Origin of the sequence: Methylogaea oryzae, assembly GCF_019669985.1 — a bacterium.
Taxonomy (GTDB): domain Bacteria; phylum Pseudomonadota; class Gammaproteobacteria; order Methylococcales; family Methylococcaceae; genus Methylogaea; species Methylogaea oryzae.
In genome coordinates this window covers 965,868-975,267 of record NZ_AP019782.1, presented here as the reverse complement: position 1 = coordinate 975,267, position 9,400 = coordinate 965,868, and the positions used below count along the sequence as shown (strand labels likewise).

11 protein-coding genes and 1 tRNA gene are annotated in these 9,400 nt (G+C 63.1%); 5 read left to right on the top strand and 7 right to left on the bottom strand.

Going from position 1 to position 9,400, the window contains the following annotated elements:
• The first annotated feature begins 1 nt into the window (after position 1).
• The 3 genes from K5607_RS04760 to K5607_RS04750 are packed head-to-tail and all read left to right on the top strand — an operon-like array spanning position 2 to position 2,845.
• Positions 2-865, top strand: a complete 864-nt coding sequence (locus K5607_RS04760) for a hypothetical protein (protein WP_054773224.1) — start codon at positions 2-4, stop codon at positions 863-865.
• Positions 862-2,136, top strand: coding sequence for a phage tail protein (locus K5607_RS04755; protein ID WP_054773223.1), 1,275 nt, complete (start codon positions 862-864; stop codon positions 2,134-2,136). The genes K5607_RS04760 and K5607_RS04755 overlap by 4 nt, the downstream gene beginning before the upstream one ends.
• Before the next feature lie 13 nt (positions 2,137-2,149).
• Entirely contained in the window at positions 2,150-2,845 is a 696-nt protein-coding gene (locus tag K5607_RS04750; protein ID WP_054773222.1) for a DUF4376 domain-containing protein, read from the top strand.
• Between the two features lie 187 nt (positions 2,846-3,032).
• On the opposite strand, the gene K5607_RS04745 is transcribed toward K5607_RS04750, so the two are convergent.
• Positions 3,033-3,108 (bottom strand) — tRNA-Lys (locus K5607_RS04745).
• 178 nt (positions 3,109-3,286) lie between these two features.
• Here K5607_RS04745 and K5607_RS04740 point away from each other — a divergent pair.
• Positions 3,287-3,706, top strand: a complete 420-nt coding sequence (locus tag K5607_RS04740) for a hypothetical protein (protein WP_054773221.1) — start codon at positions 3,287-3,289, stop codon at positions 3,704-3,706.
• Between the two features lie 52 nt (positions 3,707-3,758).
• On the opposite strand, the gene rluB is transcribed toward K5607_RS04740, so the two are convergent.
• The 4 genes from rluB to K5607_RS04720 are packed head-to-tail and all read right to left on the bottom strand — an operon-like array spanning position 3,759 to position 6,872.
• Complete coding sequence (gene rluB, locus K5607_RS04735; protein ID WP_221048357.1) at positions 3,759-4,697, bottom strand: 23S rRNA pseudouridine(2605) synthase RluB; 939 nt, start codon at positions 4,695-4,697, stop codon at positions 3,759-3,761.
• Positions 4,639-5,358, bottom strand: a complete 720-nt coding sequence (gene scpB / locus K5607_RS04730) for an SMC-Scp complex subunit ScpB (protein ID WP_082411438.1) — start codon at positions 5,356-5,358, stop codon at positions 4,639-4,641. Before scpB ends, rluB begins: the two co-directional genes overlap by 59 nt.
• A gap of 7 nt (positions 5,359-5,365) precedes the next feature.
• Positions 5,366-6,178, bottom strand: a complete 813-nt coding sequence (locus K5607_RS04725; protein WP_221048356.1) for a segregation and condensation protein A — start codon at positions 6,176-6,178, stop codon at positions 5,366-5,368.
• A 28-nt stretch (positions 6,179-6,206) separates the two neighbouring features.
• On the bottom strand, positions 6,207-6,872 hold the full coding sequence (locus tag K5607_RS04720) for a site-2 protease family protein (protein WP_054773226.1): 666 nt from the start codon (positions 6,870-6,872) through the stop codon (positions 6,207-6,209).
• Positions 6,873-7,088: 216 nt separating this feature from the next.
• On the opposite strand from K5607_RS04720, the gene K5607_RS04715 reads away from it, so the two are divergent.
• Entirely contained in the window at positions 7,089-7,466 is a 378-nt protein-coding gene (locus K5607_RS04715) for a hypothetical protein (protein WP_156302353.1), read from the top strand.
• Here K5607_RS04715 and K5607_RS04710 read toward each other — a convergent pair.
• Both K5607_RS04710 and K5607_RS04705 read right to left on the bottom strand, forming a co-directional pair.
• Positions 7,456-8,307, bottom strand: coding sequence for a hypothetical protein (locus K5607_RS04710; RefSeq protein WP_054773218.1), 852 nt, complete (start codon positions 8,305-8,307; stop codon positions 7,456-7,458). The two genes, K5607_RS04715 and K5607_RS04710, sit on opposite strands and share 11 nt — an antisense overlap.
• A 5-nt stretch (positions 8,308-8,312) precedes the next feature.
• Positions 8,313-9,398, bottom strand: coding sequence for a toxic anion resistance protein (locus K5607_RS04705; protein WP_054773217.1), 1,086 nt, complete (start codon positions 9,396-9,398; stop codon positions 8,313-8,315).
• Between the last annotated feature and the right edge of the window lie 2 nt (positions 9,399-9,400).

Here is a 9,400-nt window from a genome sequence, read left to right as displayed (position 1 = left end):
CATGGCTAACGTGATCCTGGGGTGGCCGAACCGGGCGGACGAGTGCGTTTTGAGCGGCGGCAGTTGGACCGCGCAGCTGCCGTTGGCGAATTTGCAAAATCGGCAGATCGCCAGGGTGGCGCGCACAACCAACGCCGCGACGGCCAGTACGCAATTCGTGGCGGCGTTGGCTACCAGCCGGTTGGTCCGCAGCGTGGCGCTGGTCGGTCATAACCTCGGCACCTCGGCGAAGTATCGCATTCGGGGCGGGCAATCGCCGACCGATTTCTCCGCGCCGGGCGTCGATACCGGATGGGTGGACGCGTGGCCTCGCATATACAGCTATGGCAGCGTGCCGTGGGGCGACCCGCGTTTTTGGGGCGGCCGTTATACGCCGGGCGACTTGGGTAGCGACACCTGGCACCTGATCCACGTGTTCCCGACGAACATCGCGGCGCGCTATTGGCTGATCGAACTCGACGACAGCGCCAACGGTGCCGGATATCTTCAAATCGGGCGGCTGTTTATCGGTGAGATATTCCAGCCGGCTCTCAATATGGCGTACGGCGCATCCATCGGCTATGAGCCGCGCACGACCGTGGAGGAGTCGCCGTCCGGCGCGGAGTTTTTCAACGTGCTGCGCGGGTACCGCGTCGCGAAATTCACCTTGAAGTGGCTGGACGAATCGGAGGCGATGGCCGGCGCGCTGGATATGCAACGGCTGTGCGGTGTGCATGGCGAGGTGCTGTTCGTCTGGGATGCGGACGACGCCAACCACAAGCTGCGGCGGTCGTTCCTGGGGCGCATGCGCCAACTCAGTCCCATCGAAGTGCCGTACATCAACAACTATTCCATCGGCTACGAAATAAAGGAGCTACTGGCATGACGGCTGTTAATTTCCCAGTCGCTCTCGGCGGCGACGGTAATACCTACTCCGACGACGGCTCCAGCAGCCGCGACATGAACAATGGCGGCTACGAAAGTTATCTGCTCGCGGCCATGCAACAAACCGTGGCCATGGCCGGGTCTGCCGCATCCAGCGCCGTGTCGGCTGTCAACGCTCCCGGCAGCAATGGGACCAGCACCAATTCGCTCAACGTGGCGCTGGGGCCGCAGACCTTCACGACGCAGACCGGGAAGGCCTGGGTTGTCGGGCAGTCGGTGAAGGTCGCGGCAACCGCTGCGCCCGGCACGTGGATGCATGGCGACATCACCGCCTACAACGGCGGCACGGGGTCGATGACGGTCAATGTGACGACCATCAACGGTAGCGGGTCGGCGGCCGCGTGGACGATTTCGCTATCGGGTCCGGTGTTGATAGTCGGGGCCGTAACCAGCCAAATCGCCGATGGGAGCGTGTCGACGCCGAAGCTGGCGGCAAGCGTCATCAGTGGGGCGACGGTATGCGCCGATCCCGACCCGACGGCCGATAGCCTGTTGATGCACGACGCGAGCGCCGGGGCGCCGCGTCGGGTGCCGATATCCCGCGTGTTGCCCGCTGGGCTGCTGCTCCCCTACGCCGGTCATACACCACCGCCGTACACGCTGCTATGCGACGGCGCGAGCTACAGCGCCGCCAGTTATGCGCAGCTGTTCGCGGCGTTGGTTAAATCGGCGGCGGTTACGATCAGCGTTGCGTCGCCCGGCGTAGTGACGTGGACCGGACACAACTTGGGAGGAAACTACCCGGTCAAATTCTCGACGACCGGTGCGCTTCCGACCGGCTTGGCTGTGAATACCGTTTACTACGTCGTCCCGGCGTCGATCACCGCCAATACATTCCAGGTGTCAGCAACGCCCGGCGGCGCCGCCATCAATACGAGCGGCACGCAAGCCGGCGCGCATACCGGCATTTGTGCACCGTGGGGCTGCGCGCTTGATTTGTCGACGTTCCAGGTGCCGGATACTCGCGGCCGGCATTTGCGCGGCCTGGACATGGGCGCCGGCAACGACCCTAGCCGAGCGATGGGCAGCTATCAGGGGGACGCCATGCCATCCCACGCGCACGGAAGTGGCGCGTGGGCGCTGGGCGGTGGCGGGAGCGCTTCGTACTATGCCATCGGGTTCCCTGGCTCCAACTGGAATACGGAATACGCCGGCTCCGGCAACGAAACCCGCGTCAAGAACGTGGCGGCGACGTTCGTAATCACGTACTGAAGAGGAGGCAATAATGGACGTATTCCTGTACCACTACGACGGCGAGACCGGGGAGTTTCTATCGGTCTCCAACGCAAAACCGGCCCCCATTCAGCCTGAGCCGGGGCCGCCTGAGTACATCGTTCCGGCAAACGCCACGCTACAGGCGCCGCCGGACGTTCCGCAAAACAAGGCGGCTATTTTCAGCAACGACGACGGCTGGTCGCTGGTCGATGACTACCGTGGGCTGGTCTACTGGCTGCCGGATCGCAGTAAGCACGAAATCGAGGAGCTGGGGATCGCGCCGCCGCAAAACGCCATGTTGTCGGAGCCGGCAAAGACCGTCGGCGAGTTGAAATCCGAGAAGGAGAAGGAGTTAAGCCTGGATTGCCGGACTGCGATTACTGGCGGAGTGGATTGTGCGGCGCTGGGCAACATGCACCGCTACCCGACGCAGAATTCGCCGGAGGCGCCGGATCAGGCTAACCTCACGGCCACCTATACGAGAGCCGTGCTGCACGGCGAGGCCGGCGCCCCGCATGTAATCACGTGCTGCGACGGCGCCGGCGTGTGGGACGCAAGGCCGCACACCGCCGCTCAAGTGATCCAGGTGGGCGACACCGTGTACGCGCATATCGTAGAGTGCCGCGCACGTTTACGGGCTCGCCTGGCGGCGCTGAACGCCGCAACGGTAACCACAGCGGACCAAGTCGCCGCGATTACCTGGTAAGGACTCTAACGGCTGTGCCAAACGTCGCGCGAAATAGTGCCAAATGTCGCGCCGCCGTACACTTTTCTTGCAATCAGCGAATCAAAAACAACCCCAGCCAGCGCCACACAAAAAATAAACGCGGCACAAATCGGACACTAACGCGCAAAAAAAAAAGGCCTAGCCGAAGCTAAGCCTTTGTTTTGTTTGGTGGGCCATCAAGGATTCGAACCTTGGACCACCGGATTAAGAGTCCGCTGCTCTACCAACTGAGCTAATGGCCCAAACGATTGGTAAATGATATCAGGGCTTCGTTCCGAATTCAACCATGCCGAGCGGCGAAAACGCGTGTTTGCCGTTGCATGAGCCCCTTTCGACCAGCCGGCCGCATTGCGCGGCCGGCCGGGTCTGGTCTAAGATTCGGGATTGACCCCATGGCTGATACGAAGAGCGACATCGACGATGAACAAGCACAAACTTTCCCTGATCCCCTTGGCCGCCGCGCTGCTGGCCGGCTTGCTCGGCGGTTGCGCCGGCCAGCAGGCCAAGCCGGTGGACGCCAACACGGAAAACTGGGCGAAGAACGACTACCCGACCCAGGCGCGGGTGGAATACGTGTTCCAGTGCATGCAGAAAAAGGGCGCGCAGAATTACGACACCATGTATTCCTGCGTGTGCAGCGCCGACAAGTTGGCGGAAAAGATGAGCTATGCGGACTATTCCGAAGCGCAGACTTTCGCCAATCTGGGCGGCCTGACCGGCGACCGGGCCGGCGTGGTACGCGACGCGCCGCAATCGCGCAAGCTGAAGAAGCAGTTGCAGGAAGCGCTGGCCTACGCCCAGGAAGCCTGCACGGTGGGCAAACCCACGGCGAGCAAATAGCGCCAAAGCACGCCGGACGCGCGGCCTGCCGCCGCCGTCCGGGTTCCGACGCTTAGAATTTGTTCCTACCGCCCCCCGGACGTTGCGGTCTGCCGTTACGGCGTGTGGGGCGCTCCGGGGACTCCTGCCGAGGAAGCGCCGTCTTGGACGGCTTCGGCGCGCGGGCCGGCGCCGCCGCCGGTTCCGGCGTCAATCCCACCTGAGTCATCAGGTCGGCCACTTCCTTTTCCGTCATCTCGTAGAACGTGCAGGCTTTCAGCCTGGGCGGCAAGGCGATCGAGCCGTAACGAATGCGGATGAGGCGGCTGACGGTGACGCCCAGCGCCTCGAACAAGCGCCGCACGATACGGTTGCGCCCTTCCTTGAGGGTGACGTGGTACCAATGATTTGCCCCCTCGCCGCCCGCCTCCACGATGGTTTCGAAGCGGGCCGGTCCGTCTTCCAACGCAATGCCTCGGCGCAACCGCTCCAGCATTTCATCCGACACGTTGCCCAACACGCGCACGGCGTATTCCCGCTCCATCTCGAAGGAAGGATGCATGAGGCGATTGGCCAGTTCGCCGTGGTTGGTCACCAGCAGCAGGCCTTGGGTGTTGACGTCCAAGCGGCCAACGGCGATCCAGCGGCCTTCCTTCATGCGCGGCAACTGGGTAAAAACCACCGGGCGCCCTTCCGGGTCGCGCCGCGTCACCAGCTCGCCGGTGGGCTTGTGGTACAGCAATACGCGCGGCGTCTGCTCCAAGCGCCGCGCGTAGTTGACCGGACGGCCGTTGACGGTGAGCAGGTCGCCGTCGCGCAGCCTGTCGCCCAGCTTGACCGGCTGGCCGTTGATGCGCAGGGCGCCGTCGGCGATCCATTGTTCGATTTCGCGGCGCGAACCGAGTCCGGCGCGGGACAGCACTTTTTGAATGCGTTCGCCGTCGCCGGCCAGTTCAGTCGCCGGCTGGCGCGGCGTCGGGTTGTTCGGACGGGGTGTTTTCGGGGGTCTCATCGGTTCTCGTTAAAGCTTCGTCAGCTTGGTGGTCCGCATCCTGCGGCAGTGGGGCGCCGAGCATGGCTTCGGCGTCGTGATCGGCCAGTTCCAGGGTGGTTTGCGCGCTTTCGGCGATGCCGTCCAGGTCGGCGATTTCCTTTAGCGTAGGCAATTGATCCAGACTTTGCAGGTTGAAGTAGTCCAAAAAGTGCTTGGTGGTGGCGTACAGGCCGGGGCGGCCGGGAACTTCCTTGTGGCCCACCACCTGCACCCATTCCCGCTCCAGCAGGGTGCGCATCACCGATTGGCTGACGGCGACGCCGCGTATCTGTTCGATTTCGCCGCGGGTCACCGGCTGGCGGTAGGCGACGATGGCCAGCGTCTCCAACACGGCGCGGGAATAGCGCCCGGGCTTTTCCTCGAACAAGCGCGACACCCAGGGCGAATATTCGGCGCGCACCTGGAAGCGCCAGCCGCTGGAGACGTGCACCAGTTCCAATGGGCGCTGGCGATAGTCTTCCGCCAGCTCCACCAGGGCCGCTTGCAGCTCGGCGCGGTCCGGTTGCTCGCCCTCGTCGAACAGCCCCTGCAACTGGGCCGTCGGCACCGGCTGCTGGGCGGCGAACAAGGCTGCTTCCAGGATGGTTTTGAGTTCTACCGTCGCTCGAGTGAGTTCCATAACGTCATCACGCGGTCCGCTGCCGCACCTCGACATGCCCCAATAATTCTTCCTGCACGATTTCTATCAGCCCTTCCTTAGCCAATTCCAGAATGGCCAGCAGCGATACCACCGCGCCGTGGCGGCCTTCCTCGTAGACGAACAACTGGGAAAAAGCCAGGCTTCCCGCGCTGCTGACCCGTTGCAACACCGTGCTCATGCGCTCGCGCACCGACAAAGGCTCGCGCTGGATGTGGTGATGGCTGGTCTGGTCGACACGCTTCAGCACGTCGCGGAACGCCCGAATCACCTCGCCCAGCTCCAGCTCGGGATACACTTTTTTCACCGTGATGCGGCTGCTGTCCGTGTCCACCTCGAACACGTCCCGGTCCATGCGCGGCAGGGCGTCCAGGTCCTGCGCCGCTTGCTTGAACACTTCGTATTCCTGCAAGCGCCGCACCAGCTCGGCGCGGGGATCCTCCTCCTCCGCCTCGGCCTCGGCCGAACGGGGCAGCAGCAAGCGCGATTTGATTTCCGCCAGGTAAGCCGCCATCAGCAGGTACTCCGCCGCCAGCTCCATGCGCATCTCGCCCATCATGCCGATGTAGTCGATGTATTGGCGCGTCACCACCGCCATGGGAATATCGAGGATGTCGATGTTCTGCCGCTTGATGAGGTACAGCAGCAAGTCCAGCGGCCCCTCGAAGGTTTCCAGAAACACTTCCAGGGCATCGGGCGGAATGTACAGGTCGGCGGGCAGTTCCGTCAGCGGCGCGCCCCGAACCACGGCCAAGGGCGCGGCGACGGCCGGTTGCTCCGCGGGTGCGGCGTCTTGCGTCATAGCCACCGCTTACGGCGCGGCAATCCGGCTAGACACCGGCAATGGCGATGAACAGGCCTTGCAGCAAGGTCACCGGCACGGCCAACAAATAAGACAAAAGGTTGGTCGCCACCAAGGCCAGCAGAATGTAAAAACCGTAAGGTTCGATCTGCGCGTACTTGTACGCCAGGCGCGGCGGCAACAGGCTGGTCATGATGCGGCCGCCGTCCAAGGGCGGCAGCGGCAGCAGGTTCAACGCCGCCAAAACCACGTTGATGGCGATGCCGGCAACGCCCATATAAGCCAGCGGGCCGGTGATGAAGTCCACGTGTATCCAGACGGCCAGGCGGATCGCCATGGCCCACAGCAAGGCCATGAGCAAGTTGGCGACGGGACCGGCCACGGCCACCAGGGCGACGTCGCGGCGGGTATTGCGCAGCCGGTTCCAGGACACCGGCACCGGCTTGGCCCAACCGAAAATAAAACCGCCGCCCGGCAAAAAGCTGCCCAGCAGCAGCAAAAACCCCGGCACCAGCAGCGTACCCACCGGGTCGACGTGATGCAGGGGATTGAGGGACAGCCGGCCCATGCGCCTGGCGGTGTCGTCGCCGCACAGCTTCGCCACCCAGCCGTGGGCCACCTCGTGCAAGGTCACCGCGAACAGCACGGGCAACGCCCAGATGGCGATTTTCTGAATCAGGTTAAGCTCTTCCATGGCGGCATTATACCCGAAACGGAGAGCCGTATTCGGCGGGCGGCCACCGGCCGCCGCCGCTGCCAAATCGAACCCCAGGGCCATGGAGGCGGTTCGGCCGGCTTGGCTTTTGGCGTTTTTTTGCTATAGCCGGCGCTTCAGGCGTTAATATGGGCCGTGGCCGAACCAAACCGTTAATTCGACAAAGCGGTGCGGAAAAATAATCAGGAGGATTCGATGAACGGTCTAATGCCTTTTCTCCGGTTGCTGATGGTGCCCTTGTCCATCAGCCTGGTCGGAGCCCTGTTGGTATCCGTTTGGGCGAACTCGGACATGCTGGATTGGAGCGAGGTCGCCAATATGTCCCGCATGTTGTTTGTGTGGCATGCCATTTGGGCGATGGTGTTGACCTTGATCGTCGGCATGCCGTTCATTCGCTACCACACCAATCGCCAAACCATGGGCGGAAAGAACTGGCTGATTGCCTGGGCGCTGGTGTTCGCCCTGCCGGCGTTGCTGCAGAACTGGCTGTTGCTGCCTGTCGCGGTAGGCCTGGCCTGGCTGTGGTGGAAGCTCTATTACGGCCGCGAGCAACAAAGCGCCGCTACGCCGTAAGGGCTGCCTCGATGCGGCTGATGCGCTGACGCATGGCGTTCCAAATCAGCAGCGCGCCGCCGCCGAGGAACGCCATGAACAGCGACAACAGGCCCCGCGTCAGGAATTCCAGCCAATAGGCCAATTTTTCGCCGTCGCCGCTGCGCTGCTCCCACGCGATGCCGACCTGAGTTTCCGGCTGTCCGTGCAAAGCCCTGTCGACGGCGTAGACCACCTCGGGCGCGTATTCGGGAATTTGCGGTGCCCCCACGGGATCGTTGCCGCGGTCGATTTGGTACACGTAGTCGTCGGCCTTGGCCAGCAGCGGTTCGCCCAACTTCCGCAAAGCTGCTGTATCGCCGACCCGCAGCGCTATCTGCGCGCGCAGATAACCGTCGCTGTCCCGGGCCAAATTCAGCGTGCCGATGATGTGCTCGGCTTCGTCGTAGCGGGCTTGCCGCACGTAGCGGTCGAGCGTGCTGGGCAGCAGATGCAGCCAGCGGCTGGCCGGCGGCGTCCACCACGCCGTCACGGCCAGTAAAACCGCCGGCAAAAGAAAGACCCAGCGGGCGCGATGGCGCGGAAAAGCGCCCAGGGAAAAGCCGGCGATGGCCGCCACCAGCAGGAACAGGGTGATGAGTTGCAGGACTTCGTAAACGAACTGCACCGACACGGACAGCGGAATGTCGAAAGGCGGCAGGCCCTCTTGCCGCATCCAGGTTTCGTACGCGCCGTTCAACACCAAGGCAATCTGGATAAACGCGCCGCTGCACGCCGCCAATCCGGCAAATCCGCTGCCCAAAGCGCGGGCTTTCAGACCGCGCAAACGGCGTGCAAACTGGGCGGCGGTTTGAACCTCCATGGCCCTTAAACCCCGCCGGCTTCATCCAGTTGCGGCGCCAGTTGCCGGCGCAGGGTTTGCAACTGGCTGGTGACCGCTTCCCGCTGGCGGATGCCTTCTTCGTTGATGCGCGCGACTTCCTGCACCGTGTTCATCAAGGTGTCGTGCACCTCCTGCAAGGTGGCGACATCGATCACCAGCCGCTGGTTGGCGCGGGCGGTGGACAGCGTGTTGTCTTGCAGCAGGCGCGCGTTGGCTTTCAGGAAATCGTTGGTGGCGTCGTCGATGGAATTGGCCAGCTGCACCGCGTTTTGCTGTTCGGAAAGGGACAACGCCAGGGTGAACTGCCGCTTCCAGGCCGGTATCGTCAGTTCCTTGATGGTGTAGAACTTCTCGATCAGCATGCGATTGTTGGCCTGCACCATGCGGATCATGGGCAGTTGCTGCAGAGCAGAATGTTGCAGCAACTGCAAGTCGGCCACGCGTTTTTGCAACGCTGCCATGGCGGCGCGCAGGTCTTGCTGGCTTTGCATTTCCAGGGCGTCGCCATCGCTATTGGCCGCAGCCATCGCCAGGCGTTGCTGTAGATTCTTCGCCACGCTTTCGCCGGCCGTGATATGGGCGCTCAACTGCCGGTGCTCCTGCTTGATGGTTTCGAAAGCCTCGTCCAGCGCTTGCACGCGCAAGGCCAGCGCCCCCTGCATTTCCTGGACTTCGGCGACCAGTTGGTCGACCTGCTCCCGCACGCTGTGGAACTGGCCGGCGATATCGGCGCCCTTAAGCCGCATTTTGTCGATGAAGCCCCCGATCAAAGGAACTTTGGAGCGCTTGCCGGCCAGGCTGTGCAAATTGATGGTCTGGGCCGACACGACGATTTCGTTGAGTTTTCCGCCGATGCAATCCAGTTCCTTGGGCTTGACCTGCTCCAACAGGCTGTCCGCGTAGCTGGAAGCCTGGCTGCCCAGCTCCCGCCCGAAACTGTAGATGGCTGCCAAGGAACCGTTTTCCAGCTGCGCGGCCAGGGCCTTTGCCCGTTCTTCGTCCGTGGCGGGCAGTTCCACGGGGAGGTTGTCGGCTTCGGCAACGGCGGTGGTCTGAATATCGTGGGACACGT